The sequence below is a fragment of the Lutibacter citreus genome (genome assembly GCF_003260195.1).
Classification (GTDB): Bacteria; Bacteroidota; Bacteroidia; order Flavobacteriales; family Flavobacteriaceae; genus Lutibacter; species Lutibacter citreus.
In genome coordinates, this window is sequence record NZ_QEIH01000001.1 from 403620 (window position 1) to 430116 (window position 26497).

The 26497-nt window shown below is 28.4% G+C and carries 24 protein-coding genes and 1 tRNA gene; 16 read left to right on the forward strand and 9 right to left on the reverse strand.

Features of this window, described 5'->3' with window-relative positions; genetic code table 11:
• Positions 1–45: 45 nt before the first annotated feature.
• Positions 46–2088: a ComEC/Rec2 family competence protein gene (locus DAD81_RS01515; protein ID WP_111706461.1), complete on the forward strand. Its 2043-nt coding sequence runs from the start codon at positions 46–48 to the stop codon at positions 2086–2088.
• Positions 2089–2093: 5 nt separating this feature from the next.
• Here DAD81_RS01515 and DAD81_RS01520 read toward each other — a convergent pair whose 3' ends face one another.
• The 5 genes from DAD81_RS01520 to DAD81_RS01540 all read right to left on the reverse strand — a co-directional run bounded on the left by DAD81_RS01520 (position 2094) and on the right by DAD81_RS01540 (position 10048).
• Entirely contained in the window at positions 2094–2633 is a 540-nt protein-coding gene (locus DAD81_RS01520) for a thioredoxin family protein (protein ID WP_111706462.1), read from the reverse strand.
• A 76-nt stretch (positions 2634–2709) separates the two neighbouring features.
• A complete protein-coding gene (locus DAD81_RS01525) occupies positions 2710–4725 on the reverse strand; it encodes a peptide MFS transporter (RefSeq protein ID WP_111706463.1) in 2016 nt (671 codons plus the stop codon).
• An 11-nt stretch (positions 4726–4736) separates the two neighbouring features.
• Entirely contained in the window at positions 4737–6218 is a 1482-nt protein-coding gene (locus DAD81_RS01530) for an MFS transporter (RefSeq protein ID WP_111706464.1), read from the reverse strand.
• Between the two features lie 97 nt (positions 6219–6315).
• Complete coding sequence (locus tag DAD81_RS01535) at positions 6316–7809, reverse strand: peptide MFS transporter (protein ID WP_111706465.1); 1494 nt, start codon at positions 7807–7809, stop codon at positions 6316–6318.
• 70 nt (positions 7810–7879) lie between these two features.
• A complete protein-coding gene (locus DAD81_RS01540) occupies positions 7880–10048 on the reverse strand; it encodes a S9 family peptidase (protein ID WP_111706466.1) in 2169 nt (722 codons plus the stop codon).
• 164 nt (positions 10049–10212) lie between these two features.
• Here DAD81_RS01540 and DAD81_RS01545 point away from each other — a divergent pair, with 164 nt between their 5' ends.
• The 5 genes from DAD81_RS01545 (at position 10213) to DAD81_RS01565 (ending at position 14928) form a co-directional block, all read left to right on the forward strand.
• A complete protein-coding gene (locus tag DAD81_RS01545) occupies positions 10213–11484 on the forward strand; it encodes a hydroxymethylglutaryl-CoA reductase, degradative (protein WP_111706467.1) in 1272 nt (423 codons plus the stop codon).
• Positions 11485–11494: 10 nt separating this feature from the next.
• Entirely contained in the window at positions 11495–12184 is a 690-nt protein-coding gene (locus tag DAD81_RS01550; protein ID WP_111706468.1) for an HAD family hydrolase, read from the forward strand.
• Positions 12185–12263: 79 nt separating this feature from the next.
• Complete coding sequence (locus DAD81_RS01555; protein WP_111706469.1) at positions 12264–13217, forward strand: GYDIA family GHMP kinase; 954 nt, start codon at positions 12264–12266, stop codon at positions 13215–13217.
• Positions 13218–13326: 109 nt separating this feature from the next.
• Positions 13327–14538 (forward strand): BaiN/RdsA family NAD(P)/FAD-dependent oxidoreductase, encoded by a 1212-nt coding sequence (locus DAD81_RS01560; RefSeq protein WP_111706470.1) that lies wholly within the window; start codon positions 13327–13329, stop codon positions 14536–14538.
• Positions 14539–14541: 3 nt separating this feature from the next.
• Complete coding sequence (locus tag DAD81_RS01565; protein ID WP_157961053.1) at positions 14542–14928, forward strand: hypothetical protein; 387 nt, start codon at positions 14542–14544, stop codon at positions 14926–14928.
• A gap of 2 nt (positions 14929–14930) precedes the next feature.
• Here DAD81_RS01565 and DAD81_RS01570 read toward each other — a convergent pair whose 3' ends face one another.
• Genes DAD81_RS01570 through DAD81_RS01580 form a run of 3 tightly spaced genes read right to left on the reverse strand, consistent with a single transcriptional unit; the run spans position 14931 to position 16208 of the window.
• Positions 14931–15167, reverse strand: a complete 237-nt coding sequence (locus DAD81_RS01570) for a hypothetical protein (protein ID WP_111706472.1) — start codon at positions 15165–15167, stop codon at positions 14931–14933.
• A complete protein-coding gene (locus tag DAD81_RS01575) occupies positions 15160–15768 on the reverse strand; it encodes a thiamine diphosphokinase (protein ID WP_111706473.1) in 609 nt (202 codons plus the stop codon). The genes DAD81_RS01570 and DAD81_RS01575 overlap by 8 nt, the downstream gene beginning before the upstream one ends.
• 50 nt (positions 15769–15818) lie before the next feature.
• Entirely contained in the window at positions 15819–16208 is a 390-nt protein-coding gene (locus DAD81_RS01580) for a MotA/TolQ/ExbB proton channel family protein (RefSeq protein ID WP_111706474.1), read from the reverse strand.
• Positions 16209–16417: 209 nt separating this feature from the next.
• Here DAD81_RS01580 and DAD81_RS01585 point away from each other — a divergent pair, with 209 nt between their 5' ends.
• From DAD81_RS01585 to DAD81_RS01615, 7 genes are all read left to right on the forward strand, one after another.
• The gene (locus DAD81_RS01585) at positions 16418–17497 is read left to right on the forward strand and encodes a sensor histidine kinase (RefSeq protein WP_111706475.1); all 1080 of its coding nucleotides are present in this window, start codon (positions 16418–16420) and stop codon (positions 17495–17497) included.
• Positions 17481–18197: a LytR/AlgR family response regulator transcription factor gene (locus DAD81_RS01590; protein ID WP_111706476.1), complete on the forward strand. Its 717-nt coding sequence runs from the start codon at positions 17481–17483 to the stop codon at positions 18195–18197. The genes DAD81_RS01585 and DAD81_RS01590 overlap by 17 nt, the downstream gene beginning before the upstream one ends.
• An 88-nt stretch (positions 18198–18285) precedes the next feature.
• Entirely contained in the window at positions 18286–19380 is a 1095-nt protein-coding gene (locus DAD81_RS01595) for a diphosphomevalonate/mevalonate 3,5-bisphosphate decarboxylase family protein (protein WP_111706757.1), read from the forward strand.
• A gap of 5 nt (positions 19381–19385) precedes the next feature.
• Positions 19386–20312: a mevalonate kinase family protein gene (locus DAD81_RS01600; RefSeq protein ID WP_111706477.1), complete on the forward strand. Its 927-nt coding sequence runs from the start codon at positions 19386–19388 to the stop codon at positions 20310–20312.
• 16 nt (positions 20313–20328) lie between these two features.
• Positions 20329–21264, forward strand: coding sequence for a geranylgeranylglycerol-phosphate geranylgeranyltransferase (locus DAD81_RS01605; protein WP_111706478.1), 936 nt, complete (start codon positions 20329–20331; stop codon positions 21262–21264).
• Between the two features lie 234 nt (positions 21265–21498).
• Complete coding sequence (locus tag DAD81_RS01610) at positions 21499–22359, forward strand: pseudouridine synthase (RefSeq protein ID WP_111706479.1); 861 nt, start codon at positions 21499–21501, stop codon at positions 22357–22359.
• A gap of 197 nt (positions 22360–22556) precedes the next feature.
• Positions 22557–22847 (forward strand): hypothetical protein, encoded by a 291-nt coding sequence (locus DAD81_RS01615; RefSeq protein WP_111706480.1) that lies wholly within the window; start codon positions 22557–22559, stop codon positions 22845–22847.
• Positions 22848–22949: 102 nt separating this feature from the next.
• Here the strand turns inward: DAD81_RS01615 and DAD81_RS01620 are convergent.
• Positions 22950–23025 (reverse strand) — tRNA-Phe (locus DAD81_RS01620).
• A gap of 98 nt (positions 23026–23123) precedes the next feature.
• Between DAD81_RS01620 and DAD81_RS01625 the strand changes: the two genes are divergently transcribed.
• From DAD81_RS01625 to DAD81_RS01635, 3 genes are read left to right on the forward strand one after another with little or no spacing between them, the layout of a single operon-like run.
• The gene (locus tag DAD81_RS01625; RefSeq protein ID WP_111706481.1) at positions 23124–23849 is read left to right on the forward strand and encodes a type III pantothenate kinase; all 726 of its coding nucleotides are present in this window, start codon (positions 23124–23126) and stop codon (positions 23847–23849) included.
• Positions 23850–25127, forward strand: coding sequence for a hypothetical protein (locus DAD81_RS01630; protein ID WP_111706482.1), 1278 nt, complete (start codon positions 23850–23852; stop codon positions 25125–25127).
• Positions 25128–25142: 15 nt separating this feature from the next.
• On the forward strand, positions 25143–26492 hold the full coding sequence (locus DAD81_RS01635; protein ID WP_111706483.1) for a tetratricopeptide repeat protein: 1350 nt from the start codon (positions 25143–25145) through the stop codon (positions 26490–26492).
• Positions 26493–26497: the final 5 nt, after the last annotated feature.

A 26497-nucleotide genomic window follows, 5' to 3' on the forward strand; every position in this document is an offset into this window, starting at 1 on the left:
ATTCAAAAAAACTTGTTTAATTTTTTTTCGTAGCTTTATCAAGCTATGATTAAATTTTTAAAGTTTGTTCCTGTACAATTAACTTTATTATTAACTATTGGTATTTTAATTGGTCATTATTTTTCAATTAATTCCTATAGTTTAATAATAATGAGTATTGGGTTGTTTGTAATTCTTTCTGTATTTTATATTATTTCATTTAAGAAACTTAAACCTTCAGTTTTTTATACGTTTTTTTCATTCCTTTTAATAATTACTATTGGTGTTTCCTCAATAATTTTAGGAAATCAATTGAATAAGAGTAATCATTATTCCAATACCCTAAATTTTAAAGCTAAAACCAATAAAACAGCTGTTTTATATATCAGAGAGGTTCTTAAATCTACAGGGAATTATAATAGGTACATTACGGAAATTACAACTTATGATGGATTTAAAACCAAAGGTAAAATTGTTTTAAATCTTAAAAAAAGTAAAAGCGTAATTAACTTAAATGTTGATGATTTTGTTTTAATTGATGCACCTTTTTTGGAAATAAATAAACCTTTAAATCCGTATGCTTTTGATTATAAAAAGTATTTGGAAAATAAACAAATTCATCATCAGGTATTTATAAATAACAATGAGTACTTGTTAATTTCTAATAAGGTGAATTCTATTAAAGGTATGGCTGGTAAATTAAGAGAGGCTATTAATAATTCATTGGTAAATTATGGTTTTAAAGATAATGAATTAGCCGTTATAAACGCCTTATTACTTGGGCAAAGACAATCAATTTCAAAGGATTTAATAGAGAGTTATTCAAATGCTGGAGCCATACATATTTTAGCAGTTTCGGGTTTACATATTGGAATTATTTTAATGATTTTAACATTTTTATTTAAACCATTGCATAGAATTAAAAATGGAAAGCTAATTTCAAGTGTACTCATAATAATGTTATTATGGGCTTTTGCTATTGTAGCGGGTTTGTCAGCTTCGGTTGTAAGAGCTGTTTCAATGTTTACAGCATTATCTATAGGAATGCATTTGAATAGGCCAACTAATACATACAATACTTTAATTATTTCAATGTTTTTTCTGTTGTTATTTAATCCCTATTATCTTTTTGAGGTTGGGTTTCAGATGAGCTATTTGGCTGTGTTTTCAATAGTTTGGATTCAACCAAAATTATATAATTTAATAATTCCAAAAAATTGGTTTTTAAGAAAGATCTGGCAATTACTAACGGTTTCTTTTGCGGCTCAGTTAGGTGTTTTACCCTTAAGTATATTTTATTTTCATCAATTTCCTGGTCTATTTTTCATTTCTAATTTGGTAATAATCCCATTCTTAGGAGTTCTTCTTATCTATGGTATTTTTGTGATTATTTTGGGGTTATTTAATTTATTGCCACAAACTTTGGCGGATATTTTTATAGAAATATTAAAATATTTAAACAATTTTGTTGAATGGATTGGGAGTAAACAAGTATTTATTATTGATAATATTTCAATTTCATTGGTACTAATGATTGCTATTTATGCTTTTATGGTTGTTTTCTTTAAATACACTGAAAAAATGAGTTTCTACAGAGTAATTTCAACCTTGTTATTGTTTATTAGCATTCAATGTGTTTTAATAGTTGAACGTTATAAACTTGAAACTACTAATGAGTTTATTGTTTTTAATGAAAGTAGAAGAAATATTTTAACTAGTAGGTTTGGGAAAAAATTGGAGGTGTATTCCAATTTAGATTCAGTTAAGTTTAATTATAATTTGAAACCTTATTTGTTGAAAATTGGTTTAACCGAAGATTTTAAAAATAGGAACCCGAAAAATTATTATGAATTTAAAAATGAAAAAATATTGGTAGTAGACAGTTTAGGTATTTATAATTTTTCATCTGTAAAACCTTCTGTTATAATTTTACAAAATTCACCTAAAATTAATTTAGAAAGATTGTTAAAATTGCATAAACCTAAAGTAATTGTAACAGACGCAAGTAATTATAGCAGTTATATTAAAAATTGGGAAAGTACTTGTAATAAAAAGAAAACTCCTTTTTACAATACTATGCAAAAAGGAGCTTTTATTTTGAAAGAATAATTTAATTAATCTATAAATTCATAACTAAATTTATCTTGATAATTTTTCCAATCATCTTGTGCTGTTATATTTTTATAATCATCAGTTTTAAACAACTTTAAATAAATTTCCAATTGTTTTGGAGTTTTATACCCTGGTAAAGGAGCAATAAGATTTCCAGTTTCATCTAGGAATAGAATGGTAGGGTATGCTCTAATACTAAAATGATTAGACAGCTCATGTGAGCTATTTCTACCTTTTGTATTTTGATTAAAATTTGGGTTTTCAAATTTATTTCCTTGGTAATTAATAGATTCATTTCCTTCAGCATTAAACTTTACTGCATAATAATTCTCATTTACATATTTAGCAACATCTTTATTGTGAAAGGTATTTTTATCTAACATTTTACAAGGTCCACACCAAACTGTATAAGCATCCATAAATATTTTTTTTGGAGATTCTTTTTGAGCAGTTATTGCTTCTTCAAAACTCATCCAGTTAATTTCTTGAGCTGAAAGAGAAATAGTAAATAATGTTATTGAAAGTATTAAAAATTTCTTCATATTTATTTGTTTAATTTAGTTTGTAATAAATTCTTTGACGCAAATATGTTGCCAAAATTACAATTTTCTAATAAATTTATTTTACTCCGTGCATTAATTTTTTTAATACTGGATTTAATAAAATAGCAATTACACCAATAATTAAAGGCACAAAAGTAAAAATTAAAAAGAAAGTTGCTATATCATATTTAGCCGTAATAATATCAATCATAGCACCCATTTTTCCTGAAGCTTTATTACCAATAGCCAATGCTAAATACCAAACACCAAACATAAAAGCAATCATACGTGCAGGTACTAACTTACTAACATATGATAAACCAACAGGGGAAACACATAGTTCTCCTAAAGTATGGAATAGGTAAGCTAGAACGAGCCAGAGAATGCTTACGGAGGCTGTTGTTGCTCCTTGTGGAATTCCTGTAGCTCCAAAAGCTAAAAATGCAAATCCAATACCTAAAAGAAACAATCCAATTGCATATTTATATGCAGGAGCGGGATTGTATTTACTTTCCCACCATTTTGAAAAAAGTGGTGCAAACGCAATAATAAATAATGAGTTTAAAATTAAAAACCAAGTTGCCGGAATTTCAATTTCATTTTCTTTTTTTCGGACTATAGTTGCATTTATACTTGTATTTACATTTGCGGCTTGATCTTCAGATAGATATTTAAATTTAACACCCTTTTTATCTATATCAATAATTGAAAGCTTATCGTTAGTTAAAAATTCATTTGAAGACCTTATTACCGCAGTTTTACTAGTAATAATAGCATTTTCAGGAGCTTTTGTTTCAGCAGTTATTACTTGTGGTTTATCTTCAGTTGTTTTAGAAATTTTATACGTGTTATAAGTAACTTCATATGAATAAGTATTAAAGTTGTTATAGATTTTCCAACCAACAATGGCCCATATCAGTACAAAACTAAATCCTAAAATTAAATTAGAAATTAAATACTTTTTAAAAGTTTGTTTAAATAGTAAGTATAAAACCCATGTAATTAAAGCAATAGGTACTACAGTTATTATAACATCAACAATATTGAATATAAATGCGGCATTACCAGAAAGTATTCTATTTGTATAATCTTTTGCGAAAATACTCATAGATCCACCTGCTTGCTCAAATGAAGCCCAAAAGAAGATAATGAAAAACGCAATAACAACTACGGCAATCATTTTGTCTCGTGTAATTGTACTATATCTTGCAATACGTGTAGCAATTAGTACTAAAAATAAAATGAGAACAACAATAATTGTTTGCCCAGAAAAATCAAAATCACCAACACTTAAAATATTGAAATCTACAATTTTTGAAAGAGGATCATTAATTACCCAGGTTAATCCAAAAACAGCTACAATTGCAATTAAAATTTTATCTATTAATGTAAACGGATTTAATTTATCTTCAATTTCTGTATGATCATCAGCTTCAATTTTTTTGTTTGTAACATTAGGCTTGTTTCCTGCATCTCCAAAAATACCTTGTGCTAAGGTAAATTGTAATAAACCTAATAGCATAAAAATACCAGCTAAACCAAATCCCCAGCTCCACCCAAGTATTTCACCTAAATAACCACAAAGCATTATTCCTAAAAAGGCACCGGCATTAACACCCATATAAAAAATGGTGTAGGCTCCATCTTTCTTTTCTGGAAAATCCTTATATAAAATAGAAATAAATGAACTCATATTAGGTTTAAAAAAACCTGTTCCAATTACTAATAAAAGTAATCCAAGGTATAAAAATATTGGATTAGATTCTATGGCCATACTTGCATGACCAAGTGTCATAATAAGCGCACCAATAATAATTGCTTTTCTGTTTCCTAAGTATTTATCAGCTAAAGTTCCTCCAATAATTGGAGTTAAATATAGCAGTGCAAGATAGGTTCCGTATAATGCTAATGCATTTTCGCGTGGCCAATCCCAACCACCAATTCCTAAGGAACTTACCAAGAATAGTACTAATAAAGCACGCATTCCATAAAATGAAAAACGCTCCCACATTTCAGTGAAAAATAATACAAATAATCCTGATGGATGACCTAATACTTGGGTTTCAAAAAATTCATTTTTTTCTTTGTTCATATTGAAAAGTGTTAATTACTTGCGTTCTTTAACTGTTTTTTTATAACGTAATCATAAAGTACTAGTCCAATAATTGTTAAAAAACCAATTACAGCAATAACGTACCAAATATTTCCAGGATGATAGTTATCCCAAACATGTTGTGTCATTTGATCTTGTGTCATTTGTAATTTATTAGCAGCTTGAGCGTAAAAATCATTTTTTGTAAATGTTTCACTTATTTCAGGTAATTCAATATTAATGTTTGAAAGCTCTTTTCTTATTAAAACTACTTTATCAGACATATTTTGATATAAATCTCCAGTAATCCATTTTGTTAATAAATTTGCAAATGCAATTGGAAGAAAATAAGTTCCCATATAAAGGGCTTCTTTTCCTTTAGGAGAGATTTTTGCTATATAATCAGAGAATTTTGGGTTTGAAGTCATTTCTCCAATTGCAAAAATTAATATACCAAATATTGTAAAGAATACATTTGACGTGTAAAAAGATAAAGCAATACCAATAACTGCAATAAAAATTCCAGTCATCATAGCATTAATTGGTTTCCATTTTAATATAATGGTTGATACAATCATTTGTAGGATAACAATAAAAAATGCATCAAGATTTACAACCATTTCAGGGTTAATTCCACCATGTTTGTTTTTGAAAAATTCAGCAATTGTAGGAGCGTAATTTGATAATGCTTCGTATAGAGGTTTTGTATTAACCCATTCCTCAATGAATACTGGTAACGTATAAAATAATTGATTAAACATTAACCAGAAACCAACCATTATTAAAAGTAGTAAGGTCAATTTCATATCAGAAAGCGCTTCAATAATATTTTTTATAGAATTAATGATTGTTTTTCCCAATGAATCTTCATTTTTTTCTCTATTTGGTTCTTTAAAAAAGAAGATTACTATTATTAAGTTAACAGCTATAGCTACTGTTGCCATGATAAATACAATTCTCCAACCATATTCATCTCTTAATTTAGCAGAAAATAGTGGTCCAAAAAAACCTCCAATGTTTACCATCATATAAAATACTCCAAATCCAAAAGATGAATTAGTTTCATTGGTAGATTTAGTAACAATTGCAGAGGCAACAGGTTTAAACATTGCAGCTCCAATTGCTACAATTAAAAACATTATAAAAACAGAAGAATATGAAGTGACTTCTCCCATAAAATAATAACCTATTCCTAATAATAAGTAAGCAATTATTAAAGATAATTTGTAACCTATTTTATCAGATATTGCACCAGTAACAATAGGTAATAAGTACAAAATAAAAGTAACATAAGACATTATTTCCCCTCTCTCAATATGAGAAAATCCTAATGCGCCTTCATCTGTAGAACCTGTTAAATAAAGTGCTAAAACAGCAAATAAACCATACCAAGCCCAACGTTCAAATAATTCCATTGCACTAGCAATCCAAAATGGTTGGGTGAACGATTTAAGAAGTCCAATAAACCCTAAATCTTTTTTTTCTGTACTCATTTTTTAATTTTTTTAAATTGAATTTATATGTAAAAAGCCCAAACAATTAAATGTATGAGCTTTTATTATAATTATATATGTTTAAAAGGTTGCCATTTTAATGAATTCCTTTCATTGCTTTATTTAAAAACGGAGACAGTAATAAAAGTACAACTCCAGATCCTAGCATAACCATTGTAATAAAAGGATACAATGCAAAATCATATTTTTCTAAAATGCTTTCTAGCATACCGGCCATATAATTACCTGCAGCAAAACTTGCCATCCATAGTCCCATTACAACAGAAACTAACTTAGCAGGTGCTAATTTAGTAATCATTGAAAGTCCAATTGGAGATAGCATTAATTCACCTAAAGTTAATAAAGTATAAACGGTAACTAACCACCAAGGAGAAACTAAATTTCCAGCATCAGCTAAATTTGAAGCTTGTGTCATTACCCAAAAACCTAAAGCTCCTAAAAATAATCCAAGAGCAAATTTAACAGGAGTACGAGGGTTCCAGCCTTTTTTATCTAACCAGAGCCACATTAAAGAAAATAATGTTGCAAATATTAAAATAGCAAATGAATTTACATTTTGAAACCAAGTTGCTGGCATTTCCCAGCCAAACATAACTCTATCAGTATTTTCTTTTGCAAACAAGCTAAAAGTACCACCAGCTTGTTCAAAACCAGCCCAAAAAACAATATTAAAAAGCGCTAGTACAATTATAACAGCCATTCTACTCCATTCGTTTGAGCCATTTGTTCCTTTAAAAATTATAAAGGATAAGCTTATTATGATTGCAGCAAAACCAATGTATGTTATATAACTTCTAGCGGTTTCAGGTAAAAATCCCCAAACATAAATAAGTGCTAACGTACCTAAAATTAAACTTACAGAATATATTAATATTGTAGACCAATCTTTACCATCTAGTTTAATTTTGCCGTCTGGAACACTTTCATGTAAGCCATTGTTCTCTAGAGTAGTTTCTCTATAGTTTAACCAAAGTACACCTACGATCATACCAATACCTGCGGCGAGAAAACCATACCCCCAGTTTACACTTTCACCTAAACCACCGGCTATAAATGTTCCTAAAATTGCACCTAAATTAATCCCTAAGTAAAAAATGTTGAAACCAGCATCTTTCATTGGGTCGTTATCGTTGTAAAAAGAACCTACTACTGTAGAAATATTTGGTTTGAAAAAACCATTACCAATAATAAGTACACCTAAACCAAAATGAAATAAAAATAAACGAGAGTCAGTGTCTAATGAATGATCTAAAAATGAACTAGCAGCTAATAAAAACTGTCCAACAGCCATTACTAACCCACCTATATAAACGGTTTTTCGCTGGCCTAAATATTTATCAGAAATCCATCCTCCTAAAATTGGTGTTAAATAAACCAACCCCGTAAAAATAGCATACATTTCTAATGCTTCTTCTCTATTTAAACCGAAACCATCATTAACAAGTTCTGCTGTTAAATACAATACCAATAAGGCACGCATTCCATAATAACTAAATCTTTCCCACATTTCTGTAGCAAATAAAGTATACAAACCTTTTGGATGGGTTTTTCTAAATGGTATTTCTTTCATATTCTAAAAAGTTATTTTAATAGATTTTTACTTTTACTAAAGTACTATCTTAGTTGGTTAATAATTAAATTTATTTTATTTTTTCTCCTAAATTTTTCTCGATAAAAATAGTCATTTTATTATAAAGATGTAACCTTGTATTTTTACCTCTATAAATACCATGAGTTCTATCTGGATAAATGGCTTGTTCAAATGGTTTATTAGCTTCAATTAAGGCATTTGTTAAGCGCATTGTATTTTGTACATGTACATTATCATCTCCACTACCGTGCACTAAAAGAAAGTTTCCTTTTAACAATGGTGCAAAGTTTAACGGTGAATTTTCATCATAGCCAGAAGGGTTTTCTTGCGGTGTTTGCATATAACGTTCTGTATAAATGCTATCATAAAACCTCCAACTTGTTACAGGAGCAACTGCTATTGCCATTTTAAAAGTATCATTTCCTTTTAATAAGCAATTACTAGCCATAAAACCACCATAGCTCCAACCCCAAATTCCTATATTATTCTCGTCAATGTAGTTGAGTTTAGCTAATTCTTGAGTAGATTGAATTTGATCTAAAACTTCATATTTTCCAAGTTCTTTATAAGTAACCTTTGTGAAATCACGTCCTTTTAATCCCGTTCCTCTACCATCAACACAAACAATAATATATCCTTTTTGTGCAAGGTGTTGGTACCAGTAATCATTATAATCGTTCCAACTATTACTAACAGATTGTGAACCTGGGCCAGAATATTGAGTCATAAATAGGGGATACTTTTTATTAGCATCAAAATTTATTGGTTTTATCATCCAAGCATTAAAAGATCCATTCTTAGTTTCAACTGAAAAGAATTTTTTTTCACTAATCTTATATGCTTTAAGTTTAGTAAGTAAATCATTGTTATTAAGTACTTCTTTTAATAGATCTCCTTTTCCATTATGTAAAGTATAAATTGTTGGTGTATTTGCATCAGAAAAGGTGTTTATGAAATAGTTTTTATTTTTACTAAAAGAAGCAGTATTTGTACCTTGAGAATTTGTTAGGCGTTTTTTATTTTTCCCATTTAATTTAATGGAATAAACAGTTCTATTAATTGATCCATCTTCAACAGATTGATAATAAAGTGTTTTGTTATTTTCGTTTACACCATAAAATTTAGTTACTTCCCAGTTACCAGATGTAATTTGATTTTTTAATTTTCCTTCACTCGAATATAGATAAATATGATTGAATCCATCTTTTTCGCTAGTCCATGTAAAACTATTATCTTTTAAGAAAATTAGGTTGTCATGAGTATTCACATATGCTTTTTCAGTTTCATTTAAAACAACCTTGGTTTCATCAGTTAAAGCATTTATAAAAAATAGTTTTAAATTATTTTGATGGCGATTTAAAGTTCTTGCACTTAAAATGTTAGAGTCATTTGTCCAATTAATTCTTGGGATATATTCATAATCTCCTAAATCAATTTTTGAAGTTTTTTTAGAATTTATATTATACATATGAAGCGTTACAACAGCGTTTTTTTCTCCAGCTTTAGGATATTTAAAAACTTGTTGAGTTGGGTATAAATCTGTACCTGTAATATCCATTGAAAAAGTAGGGACTTCACTTTCATTAAATCTCAAAAAAGCAATGTGATTGCTATCATTACTCCATTCAAAAGCTTTTACAAAGCCAAATTCTTCTTCGTACACCCAATCACTAATACCATTTATAATTTCATTCTTTTTTCCGTCTGTAGTTATCTGTATTAGCTCTTTAGTTTCAAGGTTTTTAATATAAATATTATTATTTTTTGAATAGGCTATTTTTTTACTGTCTGGAGAAAATGTAGGTTCCTGAATTCTTTCTTCATCCACTAAATGTAAACTTTTAGAAGCAATATCATAAACATAAAAAATACCTAAGCTAGATCGTCTATAAATTGGTTTAGAATCTTTGCAAAGTAACAGTTTAGTTTCGTTTTTGTTAAATTGGTAGCTTTCAAAAGTATTTAAATAAGGTAAATCTTTACCATCAACAATTGTAGTTGTTTTTTCTAAAGTTTTATAGCTGTATTTGTCTATTGTTGAACTTTGTGTAGTTCTATTATAATTTAATAGTGTATAATAATCACCATTCATTGAATTTAAAGAGTTCATACGTTGAGTGCTAAACGTACCATTCCAAATTTCATCGATTTCTATATTTTTTTTTTGTGCTGTTACTAAGGAAGTTATGATAAAAAGTAGGTAAAAAAATTTCTTCATGAATTATAGTTTCTTAAAATAAAGGCCAAGTTTAAGGAAATTTTGTTAAAAAAAGGATGAAATATGTCAACTTGTTCCGTTTTTAACAAAATTTAAGATAAATTGTTTAGTTAAATAATCTTAATATTCAATTATCTTTGCCGTAATATATTACAACTTAAAATATGTCAAAAACGGTTAACGGATTTTCTAAACTTTCAAAAAATGAAAAAATTGATTGGCTGATAGAAAATTTTTTCGGGAATAGTTCTAAATCAAAAGAAATATTAAAACAGTATTGGAACGATACTAAAGAAATTCAAGATTTACATGACGATTTTATTGAAAACACTATTTCTAACTATTATTTACCTTTTGGAATTGCACCAAATTTTGTAATAAATGGAAAGGATTATACCATACCAATGGCTATAGAAGAAAGTTCTGTTGTGGCTGCTGCTGCTTTAGTAGCAAAATTTTGGAGTAGTAGAGGAGGTTTTAAAGCTGAGGTTATTTCAACAGTAAAAATTGGACAAGTACATTTTATGTTTGAAGGCGATAAAGAGGAACTTCAACAATATTTTGATTTAAAAAAAGAAGATTTATTAAAATCTACTGAAAATATTACCAAAAACATGCGAAAGCGAGGAGGTGGTATTTTGGCTATTGAATTGCGAGATAAAACTGCTGAACTTAATAATTATTATCAACTACATGTTTCTTTTGAAACGGTTGATAGTATGGGCGCAAATTTTATTAATTCTTGTTTGGAGGCCATAGCAAAAGAGTTTGAAAACGATGAAATAATCGTAGTTATGAGTATTCTTTCAAACTACGTTCCAGAATGTTTGGTAAGAGCTGAGGTTAGTTGTAAAGTAGAGGATTTATACGTTGAGAATTCTGAATTTTTAGCGCAAAAATTTGTTCAGGCTGTTCAAATTGCTAATGTGGAGCCGCACCGAGCAGTGACGCATAATAAGGGTATAATGAATGGTATAGATGCCGTTGTAATTGCAACTGGTAATGATTTTAGAGCAATTGAAGCCTGTGTTCATGCATATGCCTCAAAAGATGGTAGGTATAAAAGTTTGTCAAATGCTTCAATTGAAGATGGTATTTTTAAATTTTGGATTGAAATTCCTTTAGCTTTGGGAACTGTTGGTGGTTTAACGTCACTACATCCATTATCAAAATTAGCAATGCAAATGTTAGGTAAACCTTCAGCAAGAGAATTAATGCAAATTATAGCCGTTGCAGGTTTAGCTCAAAATTTTGCAGCCTTAAGAGCCTTAACAACAACCGGAATTCAAAAAGGACATATGAAAATGCATTTAACAAATATTATAAAAGGATTGGGTGCAAGTGAAGCAGATAAAGAATTTTTAATTAATTATTTTCAAAATAAAACGGTTACTCATAATGCCGTTGTGGAAGCTTATAATAATTTAAGAAAATAGGAGAAATTAAATGAGAGATGTTAAAGTTATTGCATTTGATGCAGATGATACTTTGTGGGTAAACGAGCCTTATTTTCGAGAAACTGAACAGGCGTTTTGTAACTTATTGAAAGCTTATTTACCTGAAGAATCAATAAACAATGTACTGTTTAAAAATGAAATTGGGAATATTCCATTATACGGTTATGGCGTGAAAGGTTTTATGCTTTCTATGATAGAGACTGTATCTGAAATTACCAACAATTCGGGAGACCTAGAGTTGATTAACAAAACAATAGCCTTAGGAAAGGAAATGTTAAATAAGCCAATAGAATTAATAAATGGTGTTGAAAACCTTTTAAAAAGTTTAAATAGTGATTATAAATTGGTTTTAGCAACTAAAGGAGATTTGTTAGATCAAGAACGGAAGTTAAATAAATCTGGTTTGGAAGAACATTTTCATCACGTAGAAGTGATGAGTGATAAGAAAAGCACTGATTATTCAAAATTATTAAAAAACTTAGATTGTAAACCAGAGCATTTTTTAATGATTGGTAATTCTGTAAAGTCTGATGTGCTGCCTGTTTTAGAAATTGGAGCAAAAGCAATTCACGTGCCATTTCATACCACTTGGGTACATGAAGAAGTTAAAGAAAACACCAATGGATTTGAATTTTTAAAAGTTTCAACTATTTCTGAAATAAGTAAGTTCTTAAGATAATTTGCAAGAATCTATTTAAAGTTGGTAGCTGAACGTGAACGGAGTTGTAGTGATTTAAAATTTTGTGTTCAGTTTTTTAATGTCAAAAAGAAAAAATTACGATTTGAAAGAATTTTACAGTAACGGAAAATTATTACTCACAGGTGAATATTTTGTTTTAGATGGCGCAAAATCATTAGCAGTGCCAACAACATGCGGACAAGGTTTAACAGTTGAATCTATAAAAGAACCACAATTAGTATGGCAAAGTTTTACCAATACAGGAGAGATTTGGTTAGAAGCTATTTTCGATTTACCAAAACTACGTTTGTTTAGTGCAGATTTTGAAGCTACTGAAGATGGAGGGAACGATACGTTAGCTGAAAACTTAATGCAAATTTTAAAAGAAGTAAGAGTGTTAAATGCAGCTTTTTTAAATTCAAATAATGGTTTTTTGGTGAAAACAAATTTGACATTTCCTAAAAACTGGGGGTTAGGAACTTCTTCAACATTAATAAATAACTTAGCAAATTGGGCAAAAGTAAATCCGTATAAATTATTGGAGAAAACTTTTGGAGGAAGTGGTTACGATTTAGCTTGTGCAGCCCATAATACATCTATTTTATATACAAAAAATGGGCTAAATCCAATTATTGAAAAGGTAGATTTTAATCCTTCGTTTAAGGAGCAATTGTATTTTGTGTATTTAAATAAAAAGCAAAATAGTAGAGAAGGAATTAAACGATTTAAAGAGTTAAAAGGGAATTTAACTTCAGAAATAAAAGATATTTCAACTTTAACAGATGCGTTTTTGAATTGTAATAAATTACTAGATTTTGAAAAATTGATTATTGAACATGAACAATTGGTTTCAAAAACAATTCAACTAAAAACAGCTCAAGATATTTATTTTTCAGATTATTTTGGACAAACAAAAAGTTTAGGAGCATGGGGTGGTGATTTTATTTTAGCAACTGGAAATGATGACACATTAAATTATTTTAATAAAAAAGGGTTTCAAACTGTAATCCCTTATCAGGATTTAATAATTTAGATTGCATCCGTCATTCTGAATTTAGTTCAGAATATAATTAATCTAGGTAACAATTATTATGTGAACCTAAAATAAGTTTAGGTTAGCGAAAAACAAGCAAGTTGAAAAAATGAAGAAAAAACTAATAGTAATAGGAGGTGGGGCAGCAGGATATTTTGCAGCAATTAATGCAGCAGAATTAAATTCAGATTTGGAAGTTGTTATTTTAGAAGGAAGCAATAAAGTTTTACAAAAAGTAAAAGTAAGTGGAGGAGGACGTTGTAATGTTACCCACGCTTGTTTTGTGCCTAAAGATTTAACTGAGTTTTATCCACGTGGACAAAAAGAATTATTAGGTCCTTTTCATCAATTTATGACTGGTGATACTATGGAGTGGTTTGAAAATAGAGGAGTGCCTTTAAAAATAGAAGATGATAACAGAATATTTCCTGAAAGTAATTCATCGCAAAGTATAATAGACTGTTTTGTTGAAAGTGCAATTAATGCAGGCGTTGTTTTAAAAACAAGTACCAGAGTTGATTCAATAGAAAAGAAAGATGAACAATTTATTGTTAAAGCGAATGAAGGGGAATTTGTAGCCGATTTTGTGTTGATTGCAGCAGGAAGTAATACCAAGGTTTGGAATTTAATAGAAGGTTTAGGACATAAAATTCAACAACCAGTTCCTTCATTATTTACATTTAATATTAAAGATGAACGTTTAAAGGATATTCCGGGAATTTCGGTTCCAAAAGCGTCTGTAAAAATTTTAAATTCAAAATTAGCAGAACAAGGTCCTTTGTTAATTACCCATTGGGGTTTGAGTGGGCCAGGGATTTTAAAACTTTCAGCTTGGGGAGCATTAGAACTTTTTAAGAAAAATTATCAGTTTGAAATAGAAGTAAATTGGATATCTAAAACAACAAATGCAGTTTTAGATTTCTTAAAATTACAGAAGAAAAATAACGGAAAGAAACAAGTAATCTTACGTTCGGTTTTTGAAGATGTTTCAAAGCGATTATGGTTTAAATTAGTTGCTGCTGCTAAAATTTCTGAAACTACACAATGGGCGCAATTAAGCAATAAACAATTAGAAGATTTAGCTAATCAATTAACAAAAAGCACTTTTAAAGTAAGTGGAAAAAGTACATTTAAAGATGAGTTTGTAACAGCTGGAGGTGTTGATTTAAAAGAAATTAATTTCAAAAGATTTGAAAGTAAAATTCATAAGAATCTCTTTTTTGCTGGTGAAGTTTTAAATATTGATGCTGTAACTGGTGGTTTTAACTTTCAAAATGCTTGGACAGGTGGTTGGATTGTAGCAAACTCTCTTTTGGATTAAGAAATGGAGAAAATTAAAATACGATATAAACGTATGCACCTAAGATGGATGTTTGTTTATGGATTGTTTTGGATGGTATTAGGAATAATATCTATCACAAATAATACAGAAAACTATTTTAATTATGGCTATTTAATAGCTGCTATGCTTTGTTTTGGGATTTATTTGTTTAAAAGTAAATTTCAATATTTAACTTTTGAAAAAGATACAGTTACGCTAAACTCCTTGTTTTCAAAGAAAATAAATTTAAGGGATCTGAAGCAGGTTAACAGAAAAGGAAAAGATTATACTTTGCAAACTGAAAACAGTGAATTAAAAATTAAAGGAAAATTAATAGATAAAAATTCACTCAAAGATCTTAATACAATATTTAAAAAATTGAATTTTTAAAATTATTCAGCCAATTGGCCACGATGAGGTTTTAAAGCATCTCTATAGGTTTTCATATCAACTTCATCAACAGTAATAAAAGCAATGGTATGCATTTCAGAAACTATATTAAAATCTACTTCATAAAAATGTAGATTTTCTATGTTGGCAAATTCTTTTAAGTGAATACAATGGTGTTCTGCTGTTTTTTGTGAAGCTGGTCCACGAAAATCCCAAATAAGTTTTAATTTTCTATTCATTGCTAATGTAAATTAAAAGGTCTCCTTTTTTGTATGAAATTTTAATATTATTATCGCTAGCTTTATTTCTAGTTCCTATTCGCTTGCCAAAAACAAGGGTGCCATTTGTTATAGGGTAATGTAATCCTTTGGTGTGTATTCCTTCAGCAATGGGAAAAGGTATTAATGATATGTTTCTACCTTTAATATTGTTAAGTTGAATACTTTCTTCAATAAAAAAGTACTTGCCAAAATCATCAAAAAACGAAATGTTTAATGTTGCTTTCCATTGAAGTGCCGTACTAATGTTTCCTAAAAAATGATCGTGTTCTTTACCGCTTCCCCCATAAACATCAATATTAAAAAAATCACGGTCCCTTAATATCATTAATGCTTTATCAAAATCGGTAAAGTTTTGATCAGGTGTATTTATAACTTCAACAGAATCTGGGATTTTATGAATAGAATCGAAATCGCCTGTAACTAAATCTGGAACTATATTGTTTTTTTCAAAATGATTGTAGGCGCCATCAATAGCACAAACAATATCATATGAAGATAAATCTGGGAAAATAGAAGGTTCTAAACCGTTTAATAAAACAAAAGCCTTTTTAATTTTCATAGAGTGTAAAAATAACTAAAAAGGCAGATATTGTAATTGTTTTATTTAGATTACTTTTTTAAAATATTCAAAATAATAATTCCAATTCTAGCAATTAGGAATACAATCGCCCCAAACAACGGAGAAAGTATGGCAACTTTTAAACCTCCAGCTAGCATAGATGGCGAAATATCACTAGTAGATTGATAAGCATCAAAAGCAGATATAAAACCTAACATTTGTCCTAAAAAACCCCAAACCAATACAAATAAACTTATAGAACTAACTAATGTAACAGTTTTGTCTCGTGTTGAAGGCTTTACAAAACCTCTTATTAAAAGAGCTATAATTACAATTAAAATAAAAAGTGTTGTGTACATAAATAATGGTCCGCCTTCATTTAATCTTGCAATAAAAGGGTTTCCAATTAAAGGTTTAATACTTAGTGAAGCTAATAACATAATATGATTTTTTAAAATTATAAATCAAAAGTAAATTGTTAGTTAATCAATTAATTTTAAATGCGATATTTAACAAGAAAGTTACGATAATCTACAGATTAAATAAGAAATTTGTAAAATAAAGCTGAAAACTTGTAGAAAGAGGTGGTGTTCTCTATTTCTGTCGATAAAATAATGGTAGCTTTAACAATAATTGCATATTGCACTTTATGAATAGTAAGAATAGTATTTTAAAATATTTTTTAACCATAGTAGGTCATATTATGTTTTGGGTAGTAATCTATTATTTTTATGCATACTTTTTAGGTTATGGTAGCTCAAATATAAAGTATGTTAATCTCTTTTCTGGGTTTTTATTGCCTCCCACTATTTTAGTTAGTTACTTTTTAATCTATTATTTAATACCTAATTATTTACTTACAAAAAAGTATTTGCACTTTATTTTGTACAGTTTTTACACGTTTGTTTTTTCTGTATTTATTATTCTTTTATCCATTTTATATGGATTAATATATTCCGAAGGTTATAAAGAGCTGGATACTGTTCCGTTAACCAAAACATTGCCGTTTATTATTTTAGGGGTGTATTTTGTAGTGTTGATTATGGTCTCTTTAAGTTTAGTAATGCATAATTATAAGTCAATTGTGAAGAACGAAAGTTTGAACAGTAAAATTTTAAATACACAGTTAGAGCTAAAAGAACAAGAATTAAAGTTTTTGAAAATGCAGATTCATCCTCACTTTTTATTTAATTCTTTAAATACAATTTATGGGTTTGCTTTGAAAAAAGCAGATGAAGCACCTGAAATGATATTAAAGCTGTCTAATTTATTGGATTATATTTTATATCAAATAGAAAAGCCAAGTGTTTTGTTGCAAGATGAGGTTAATCATTTATTAGATTATGTTTCTCTTGAAAAAATGCGATTTCATGATACTCTTGAAGTTGAAATAGAAACGGATATAGAAAATGAAAATACTCAAATTGCTCCTATGTTATTAATTCCTTTTGTTGAAAATGCTTTTAAGCATGGTGCTATTATTAAAGGGAAGTTAAACGTGAATATTTTGCTTAAAACTAAAGAGAACGAATTGTTCTTTGAAATTGAAAATACATTTTTAGAAGATAATAATACAGATGGAGGTATTGGATTAGAGAATATAGAAAAAAGATTGAAAATGTTGTATCCAAATGCTCATAGAATTATAATAGATCAAAGTAAGAATAAATTTAAGGTGCAATTAATAATAAGTAATTTAAAAGGGTTGAACAATGAACAAAATATGTAATTGTATTATTGTTGATGACGAACCAATGGCTCGTGAAATTTTAGAAAACCATTTGCAAAAAGTAGATGCTGTAAATGTAGTTGCTACTTGTAAAAATGCTATTGAAGCTTTTAATGAAATTAATTCAAATCAAATAGATTTAATTTTTTTAGATATAAATATGCCTGAAATTTCGGGGCTTTCATTTGCAAAATCAATCAATAAAAATATTAAGGTAATTTTTACAACAGCTTACAGAGAGTATGCTATAGACGGGTTTAATTTACAAGCTGTTGATTATTTATTAAAACCAATCTCTTTTGAGAGATTGTTGCAAGCCGTTAATAAATATCTTGGAGAAAATAGTGTAGTAGAAGTAGCTAAGACTTCAGAAATTACTTTGGAAAAAAATGATTTTATTTTTGTGCGTGCAGATAGAAAAATGGTAAAAGTAAATTTTGCTGAAATTAACTATGTAGAAAGCTTTAGCGACTATATTAAAATTATTTCCGCAGATAAAACAATTATTACACGAGAAACTATTTCAAATATTGAAGCTAAGTTACCCAAGTCTAATTTTTTAAGAATACACCGTTCTTATATAGTTTCAATTCCTAAAATAGAGTCTTTTACAAACGAGTTTATTGAGATTAATAAAAAAGCATTGCCAATAAGTAGAAGTTATAAAAAAGATGTGCTACTTAGATTAGAAAATGTTTAGTTTATTAACGTGTATTATTGAAAGAGTCTCTTCTTTTTGCTCTTTTTTCTAATCTCTAAAAGAGTTATCTTTGTTCAAAATTTTTGTTTTGACTGAAACCGATTTCATTTTATCCAATTTTGACACAAAAAAAGCTTCTAATGGAAGTGTAATCTGGAAAACACCAAGTAATATTGCATTAGTTAAATATTGGGGGAAACAAGAACCTCAAATTCCTGAAAATGCTTCAGTGAGTTTTACATTAGATGCTTGTTTTACTTTAACTACTTTAAAATACAAGGAACGTAAATCAGGTTCGAGTAATTTTAATTTTGAAGTTTATTTTGAAGGTGAAAAGAAAGAGGATTTTAAACCGAAAATTGAAACCTTTTTCAAAAGAGTAGAACAATATGTTCCGTTTTTAAAAGATTTTGATTTTGTAATTGAATCTAGAAATTCATTTCCTCATAGCAGTGGTATTGCTTCTTCCGCGAGTGGTATGAGTGCTTTAGCGTTGTGTATAATGAGTATTGAGAAAGAGTTAAAGCCGGAAATAACAGATGGATATTTTAATAAAAAAGCATCTTTTTTAGCCCGTTTAGGTTCAGGTAGTGCTTGTAGAAGTATTGAGGGAGAATTAATTGTTTGGGGAAATCATAATGGTATTGAAGGGAGTTCAAATTTATTTGGTGTAAAGTACCCTTACAAAGTACACAAAAACTTTAAAAATTACCACGATACTATTTTATTAGTAGACGAAGGAGAGAAACAAGTTTCAAGTACAATTGGGCATAAATTAATGGAAGGTCACCCATTTGCAGAGCAACGATTTAAACAAGCAAACGATAATATTTCAAAATTATCTGAAGTGCTTCAAAATGGAGATTTAAAACAATTTATTGCAATTGTTGAAAGTGAAGCCCTGAGTTTACACGCAATGATGATGACAAGTAATCCTTATTTTATTTTAATGAAACCAAATACATTAAAAATAATTAACAAAATTTGGGCTTTTAGATCAGAGACAAATAGTAACATTTGTTTTACGTTAGATGCAGGTGCAAACGTTCATATTTTATTTCCAGAAGTTGAAAAAGACGCTGTTAACAATTTTATAACAAGTGAGTTAATTCAATATTGTCAAGAAAATCATTATATTTGTGATAGAATTGGATTTGGGGCAAAACGATTATCCAAGATATAACATCTATGAAAGGACCACTTTTTTACGCAAAAATTTTACTTTTTGGAGAGTATGGAATTATTAAAGATTCTAAAGGATTAGCAATACCATATAATAGTTATCAAGGAGCTTTAAAGAAGTCTGAGAAGTCTTCCGTAGAGGCCATAGAATCTACAAAAAACCTTTTAAAATTTTACAATTATTTAACTAAATTAGAAACTAATTTGGTTGTTTTTAATTTAGATGAATTTAAAGCAGATGTTGAAGAAGGAATGTATTTTGATTCTAGTATTCCTATGGGGTATGGTGTTGGGAGTTCAGGAGCTTTAGTTGCCTCTATTTATGATAAATATGCAGAGAATAAGATAACTGTTTTAGAAAATTTAACAAGAGATAAATTGTTGAAATTAAAGCAAATATTTTCTTTAATGGAATCTTTTTTTCACGGTAAAAGTTCTGGTTTAGATCCTCTTAATTCTTATTTAAGTATTCCAATTTTAATTAATTCAAAAGATAATTTAGAGGCTACTGGAATTCCTTCTCAAAAAGAGGGTAAAGGTGCTGTTTTCCTATTAGATTCAGAAATTATGGGCGAAACTGAGCCTATGATTAACATTTTTATGAATAAAATGAAAAATGAAGGTTTCAGAAAAATGTTAAATGAAGATTTTGCAAAACATACTGATGCTTGTATTGATGATTTTTTACATGGAAATGTAAAATCACTTTTGGGTAATGTTAAAAGTTTATCAACGGTTGTTTTAGAAAATTTTAAACCAATGATTCCTCAACGATTTCATAATGTTTGGCAAAAAGGGATAGAATCTAACGATTATTATTTAAAACTTTGTGGTTCTGGTGGTGGAGGTTACATTTTAGGTTTTACACAAGATTTTGATAAAACTAAAGAGGTTTTAAAAAATTTCAAACTAGAATTGGTATATCGATTTTAATTGAGGTTATTTTTCTATGGATTTATTAGAGATTTCAAAAAATAATAGTAAAAAGAATAGACCTTTATATATTAAAATATTAAGTCTTTTTTCTGTTGTTCGTGGATATAATATTTTTTTAATTATTGTGGCTCAGTATTTAGCATCAATTTTTATTTTTTCACCTCAAAAATCATTAAAGTACGTTTTTTTAGATGTTCATTTGTATTTTATTGTCTTATCTACAATTTGTGTAATTGCTGGAGGTTACATAATAAATAGCTTTTATGATTCAGAATCAGATAGAATTAATAAGCCTATAAAATCTAAGATTGATTCAATTGTAAGTCAAAAAATTAAACTTCAAATTTATTTTGTTTTAAATTTTATTGGAGTTGGTATTGGATTGTTAGTTTCTTGGAAAGCTGGACTTTTTTTTGCTATTTATATTTTTGGAATATGGTTTTATTCGCATAAATTAAAAAAGTATCCTTTAACAGGATTATTTTCTGTTGCTATTTTAGAAATACTACCTTTTTTTGCAATTTTTGTTTACTATAAAAATTTTTCAGATATAATATTTACACATGCAGCTTACTTATTTTTTATATTGTTAATTCGTCAATTAGTAAAGGATTTAGAGAGAATACAAGGTGATTTTGTTCAAAATTATCAAACAATAGCTGTAAAATATGGGGAGCATTTTACAAAAATATTAATTACAATATTAGTTTTATTAACGTTAAATCCAATTTACTTTTTAATGAAATACCCGGAAATTGGCGGGATGCGATATTATTTTTATGGAAGTATTTTATTACTAACATTATTTGTAATTGGTTTATGGTTTTCAAAAACCAAGAAGAGATACAAGTACCTTCATTTAGTGTTGAAATTTTTAATATTTGCGGGAGTCTGTAGTTTAGCCTTAATTGATTATTCAGTAATAATTAACAAGTTATTAATTGGTTAGAAAAATTCAAAACAATTATTATTTTATCTAAGTTTTCTATTATGTTACTTTATATAAGTAATTTTCTTCTACTTATTTTTTTATAAAAATGATAAAATTTATGGTTTTGAAATAAGAAAGTTATTTCAGGTTTTATTATAATAGTTTTCTTCAAGATAAAATACTAGCTTAATTTGTTATCTATTTGCTAGATTATTAAGAGATTAAAGTTATTTTTGCAAAAAAATAATAATAATGGAATCAAAGAAAAACTCGTCGAGAGGACGACAAGCTAGTAATAGCAATCCTCGCAAATCATCTGGTAAAGATTTTAGATCAAAAAAGAATTTTAGAAATAAACCAGAAACAAATTCAAGACCAAAAGTAGTTGTTAAATCAGAACCTTCAGAGGGAATTCGATTGAATAAATACATCTCTAATTCGGGTATTTGCTCAAGAAGAGAAGCTGATGTATACATTGCAGCTGGAAATGCATCTGTAAATGGAAAAATTATTTCAGAAATGGGCTATAAAGTTATGCCTACTGATGAAGTAAGATTTGACGGGTCTTTAATTAGTCCAGAAATTAAAAGATATGTGCTGTTAAACAAGCCTAAAAATTTCATTACTACAATGGATGATGATAGAGGACGTAAAACAGTAATGGAACTTGTGGGTAACGCTTCAAAAGAGCGTATTTATCCGGTAGGAAGATTGGATAGAAATACAACAGGTCTTTTGTTATTTACAAATGACGGAGAAATAGCTAAGAAGCTTACGCATCCTAAACATAATATTCAAAAAATTTATCACGCTTCCCTAGATAAAAAGCTAACCAATGCCGATTTAAATAAAATTGGAGAAGGATTTGTTTTAGATGAACGTAGGGTTTTAGTTGATGAAATTTCTTATATAATAAATCAACCTAAAAGTGAAGTTGGAGTTAAGATTCATTCAGGAAGAAATAGAATTGTAAGAAGAATATTTGAACATTTTGATTATACTGTTACAAAACTAGATAGAGTGATTTTTGCCGGGTTAACTAAAAAAGATTTGCCAAGAGGGCATTGGAGACATTTAACAGAAATGGAAGTAAACAATCTTAAAATGCTGTAAAGCTATTTTTATAACATATATACATAAAAAAAACTAAGAGAAATCTTGGTTTTTTTTATGTATATATGTTAAATAAAAAATTATATTTTTTTAATTCTTTATTTTTTCAGTCATTTATTTTTTTATATTTGAGAAGTTCAAATAAAAATTAAACGAAAAGTTAAAGGAATTTAAAATCAAATTATAAGGTATTTATTTTGAAGAGAGTAATAGTAGATTATAAAAAGTTGACACCAGAAATTTTAAATTTATTGGTAGAAAAGTTTCCTGATGGCTATGGGATCAGAGATATTGTCCATTTTACGAATCCTAAAGGAAAATATGTTGATGCTGTAGAGGTGCAAACTGAAGATACGGTATACCTTGTTAAAATAAGTGATGAGCTTGTTGATTCAATGGATAATTATGAAGAGGAAGACGAAGATCTAGAAATTAATCCTGATTCTGATATAGATGATGTAGATCTGTCAATTGATTTAGACGATTAATAAAAATAAAAATTTATTAAAAAAGCTATTGATTTTAATCAATAGCTTTTTTTTTGTGAGATATTTAAAAATAAAAAACCCGAACTAAAGTTCGGGTTTTTATGGTGGTGCCTCCAGGAATCGAACCAGGGACACAAGGATTTTCAGTCCTTTGCTCTACCAACTGAGCTAAGGCACCATCGCTTTAGCGGTTGCAAATATAAGCACAATTTTTATTCTAATCCAAACATTTTTTAAAAAATCTGTCGTATTTTTGAAACTAATTTAAAATTATTGATGAACTTAATTATTGACATAGGGAATACTAGAATTAAAGTTGCGGTTTTTAATGATAGCAAATTAATTTATAATGAAGTGATTACGAAAAATAACTTCGTGAAAAAGGTGTTGAAAATACTTGAAAATTATAGTTGTACTGATGCAATAATTTCTTCTGTAGGAAATGCAAAAAAAAATGAAATTGATGAAATTAAATCAAAAATTAACCTAATTGAACTTAATTCAGATACCAAAATCCCATTTAAAAACCATTATTCTACTCCAAAAACACTTGGAGTGGACAGAATTGCATTAGTAGCATCTGCAATTGCAAATTACAAGAATCAAAATGTGCTTATAATAGATGCGGGAACATGTATAACCTATGATTTTGTTAATAATGAAAACTATTACATTGGTGGGGCAATTTCACCAGGAATATCTTTAAGATATAAATCATTAAATCAATTTACACATAAATTGCCATTGTTAAAACCTAAAATGCCAACTGAAAGAATTGGAAACTCAACGGAGGAAAGTATTCATTCAGGGATAATTAACGGAGTTATAAATGAAATTGATGGTGCGGTTTTAGACTATAGAAAAAAAAATAAAGAATTAACAGTAGTTTTAACAGGAGGAGATGCTAATTTCTTGTCAAATAAATTAAAAAATAGCATATTTGCCAATCCTAATTTTTTGCTTGAAGGATTAAATACAATTTTGACCTATAATTTAAAATAAATGATAAGAAAAATAATAGTAGTATTAACACTATTTATGTCGGTTATCAGTTTTGCTCAAAAAAATAATGCTTCGGCATATTCATTTTTTGGAATTGGAGACAAGAATAATGCAAATACTGTTGAACAAATTAGTATGGGTGGGGTTGGAGTATCTTTAGGAGAAACTTTTCGATTGAATTTTTCAAACCCAGCATCTTTATCTTCTTTAAACTTTACTACATATACTTTAGCAATAGAAAATATTAATCTTACAGCAAAAGATGGTGTAAACTCTGAGAAAGGAGCATCTACTTATCTTTCATACATAGCAATGGGTGTACCATTGGGAAAAAATGCAGGATTATCCTTTGGGTTGTTGCCAAATACTTCTGTAGGATATTCATTAACAAGTAATGTTTTAGATTCTTCAGATGAAATAAGTGAAGCTACTTTGTACGAAGGAGAAGGAGGAACTAATAAAGTATTTTTAGGAGTTGGTTTTAAGGTTTTTAAAGGGTTCAGCGTAGGATTACAAGGTAACTATATTTTTGGAGACGTAGAGAATAGTATATTATATCAGCATAGAGATGTTGCTTTAGGTACAAAATATGAAACCAAATCTAATGTTAAAGGTTTGGCCTTAACTGGTGGTTTTCAATATAAAAGAAAAATAACAGATAAGTTTGATTTATACCTTGGAGCAAATTTTGATTTAGAATCGGATACTGATGCCGATGATGAAGAATATATTTATTCTGTATCTTTGGCTACAATACCAAGAGATACAATTATGACTGTTCAAAGTGATGGTGTGATAAAATCACCATTAAAAACTTCATTAGGTGTTGGTTTTGGAAAAGATAATAAATGGTTTGCAGGAGTAGATTATAGTTTTCAAGATGCAATTGAATTACAAGGAAGTATAAATAATAATTATTCAAAGGTTGCTTATGATAAGTATAGCAAAATTTCTATAGGAGGTTTTTATACACCTAAATTTAATTCAATAAATAGCTATTGGGAAAGAGTTACTTATAGAGCAGGAATGAAATTAGAGAAAACTGGTTTAATGGTAAATGGTAGTGGTATTGGGAACGATTTTACAGCAATAGATGATTTTGGCATATCTTTTGGAGTAGGACTACCAGTAAGTAATCAATTATCAAACTTGAACCTAGGTTTTGAATTTGGAAAAAGAGGAGAAATTACAAAAGGTTTGATTGAAGAAAATTATTTTAACTTTAGAGTGAGTTTTTCATTAAATGATAAATGGTTTAAAAAACGAGAAATATTTTAATTAAAAAGAAAGAAAATGAAAAAAATGAGACATGTATTAACCTTGTTATTTTTATTAGTTTCAGCACCAATTGTTTTTGCACAAGCGAATGCAGATTGTACAATTAAGTATAACCTTTTTAAAGGGGATTACAATGCTAAAAACTATGAAAATGCATATGAGAATTGGTTGTGGTGTATGGATAATTGTCCTACATTATCTGTAAATATTTATAAATATGGAGTTAAAATTGCAGAGAATAAACTAGAAAATGCTTCTGCAGCTGATAAACCAGCGGCAACTGAACTTGTAATGCGAGTTTACACTCAAAGATTAAAGCATTTCCCTAAAGATAAAGCAGCTATATATGATGATATTGCTTCTTTTAAAAGAGAACAAGGAGCTACAGATGATGAAGTTTATGTTTGGTTAGAAAAAACATTTAAAGAAGACCCTATAGAATTATCTCCAAAAAATATTTACAAGTATTTTGATATTATTTTAAATAAATATAAAGATACGGATACTCAAAAAGTGTTTGATACTTATGATGAGGTTGGTGAAGCTGTTGAGTTGAAGAGAGAGTATTATTCTAAAAAAATTGGGATTATTAATGCTAAAGACTCTACGAAGATTTCTTCTAAAGACGTAAAGAATAGAAAAATATATCAACAATTAACTACAAATTTATCTATTGTAGAAAGTGGATTGGATCAAAAATTAGCTACAATTTCAACTTGTGAGCGTTTGATACCTTTTAACAGAAAGAATTTTGATAAATTTAGAACTGATGGTATTTGGTTAAAAAGAGCTGTATCAAGAATGTACAATAAAGAATGTACAGATGATCCTTTGTATGATGAATTAGTAGAAGCTTATGTTCAGGCAGATCCTTCACCTCAAGCATCTGTATTTTATGCAGGTATTTTAATGAAGAATGGTGAAACCAATAAAGCAATGGATTACTTCAAAAAAGCTGTTGATCAAGAAACAGATTCTTATAAAAAAGCGGGTCATTTATATAAAGTAGCTCAAATTTTAAGCAGAAAAGGAAGAAAATCAGAAGCAAGAAGCTATTGTTATCAAGCTTTAAAAGAGCAACCAACAATGGGGAAAGCATATTTGTTAATAGGAAGTATGTACGCTTCAAGTGCTAATTCTTGTGGTACTGATATTGTATCTAAAAGAATGGTATATGTTGCAGCCTTAAATAAAGCAAGAAAAGCAAAATCTGTTGATCCAAGTATTGGTTCTTTAGCTAACAGATTTATAAACTCTTATTCAGATAACGTTCCATCAACAAAAGATTTATTTGTAGCTGGTGTAAAATCAGGAACATCTCATACAATCGGATGTTGGATTAACGAAACTGTAAGAGTTCCATAAAACCT

Excerpts from the sequence above, each read along its gene's own strand:
- DAD81_RS01515 (WP_111706461.1), top strand. The coding sequence starts at position 46 with ATGATTAAATTTTTAAAGTTTGTTCCTGTACAATTAACTTTATTATTA.
- DAD81_RS01520 (WP_111706462.1), bottom strand. The coding sequence starts at position 2,633 with ATGAAGAAATTTTTAATACTTTCAATAACATTATTTACTATTTCTCTT.
- DAD81_RS01525 (WP_111706463.1), bottom strand. The coding sequence starts at position 4,725 with ATGAACAAAGAAAAAAATGAATTTTTTGAAACCCAAGTATTAGGTCAT.
- DAD81_RS01530 (WP_111706464.1), bottom strand. The coding sequence starts at position 6,218 with ATGAGTACAGAAAAAAAAGATTTAGGGTTTATTGGACTTCTTAAATCG.
- DAD81_RS01535 (WP_111706465.1), bottom strand. The coding sequence starts at position 7,809 with ATGAAAGAAATACCATTTAGAAAAACCCATCCAAAAGGTTTGTATACT.
- DAD81_RS01540 (WP_111706466.1), bottom strand. The coding sequence starts at position 10,048 with ATGAAGAAATTTTTTTACCTACTTTTTATCATAACTTCCTTAGTAACA.
- DAD81_RS01545 (WP_111706467.1), top strand. The coding sequence starts at position 10,213 with ATGTCAAAAACGGTTAACGGATTTTCTAAACTTTCAAAAAATGAAAAA.
- DAD81_RS01550 (WP_111706468.1), top strand. The coding sequence starts at position 11,495 with ATGAGAGATGTTAAAGTTATTGCATTTGATGCAGATGATACTTTGTGG.
- DAD81_RS01555 (WP_111706469.1), top strand. The coding sequence starts at position 12,264 with ATGTCAAAAAGAAAAAATTACGATTTGAAAGAATTTTACAGTAACGGA.
- DAD81_RS01560 (WP_111706470.1), top strand. The coding sequence starts at position 13,327 with ATGAAGAAAAAACTAATAGTAATAGGAGGTGGGGCAGCAGGATATTTT.
- DAD81_RS01565 (WP_157961053.1), top strand. The coding sequence starts at position 14,542 with ATGGAGAAAATTAAAATACGATATAAACGTATGCACCTAAGATGGATG.
- DAD81_RS01570 (WP_111706472.1), bottom strand. The coding sequence starts at position 15,167 with ATGAATAGAAAATTAAAACTTATTTGGGATTTTCGTGGACCAGCTTCA.
- DAD81_RS01575 (WP_111706473.1), bottom strand. The coding sequence starts at position 15,768 with ATGAAAATTAAAAAGGCTTTTGTTTTATTAAACGGTTTAGAACCTTCT.
- DAD81_RS01580 (WP_111706474.1), bottom strand. The coding sequence starts at position 16,208 with ATGTTATTAGCTTCACTAAGTATTAAACCTTTAATTGGAAACCCTTTT.
- DAD81_RS01585 (WP_111706475.1), top strand. The coding sequence starts at position 16,418 with ATGAATAGTAAGAATAGTATTTTAAAATATTTTTTAACCATAGTAGGT.
- DAD81_RS01590 (WP_111706476.1), top strand. The coding sequence starts at position 17,481 with ATGAACAAAATATGTAATTGTATTATTGTTGATGACGAACCAATGGCT.
- DAD81_RS01600 (WP_111706477.1), top strand. The coding sequence starts at position 19,386 with ATGAAAGGACCACTTTTTTACGCAAAAATTTTACTTTTTGGAGAGTAT.
- DAD81_RS01605 (WP_111706478.1), top strand. The coding sequence starts at position 20,329 with ATGGATTTATTAGAGATTTCAAAAAATAATAGTAAAAAGAATAGACCT.
- DAD81_RS01610 (WP_111706479.1), top strand. The coding sequence starts at position 21,499 with ATGGAATCAAAGAAAAACTCGTCGAGAGGACGACAAGCTAGTAATAGC.
- DAD81_RS01625 (WP_111706481.1), top strand. The coding sequence starts at position 23,124 with ATGAACTTAATTATTGACATAGGGAATACTAGAATTAAAGTTGCGGTT.
- DAD81_RS01630 (WP_111706482.1), top strand. The coding sequence starts at position 23,850 with ATGATAAGAAAAATAATAGTAGTATTAACACTATTTATGTCGGTTATC.
- DAD81_RS01635 (WP_111706483.1), top strand. The coding sequence starts at position 25,143 with ATGAAAAAAATGAGACATGTATTAACCTTGTTATTTTTATTAGTTTCA.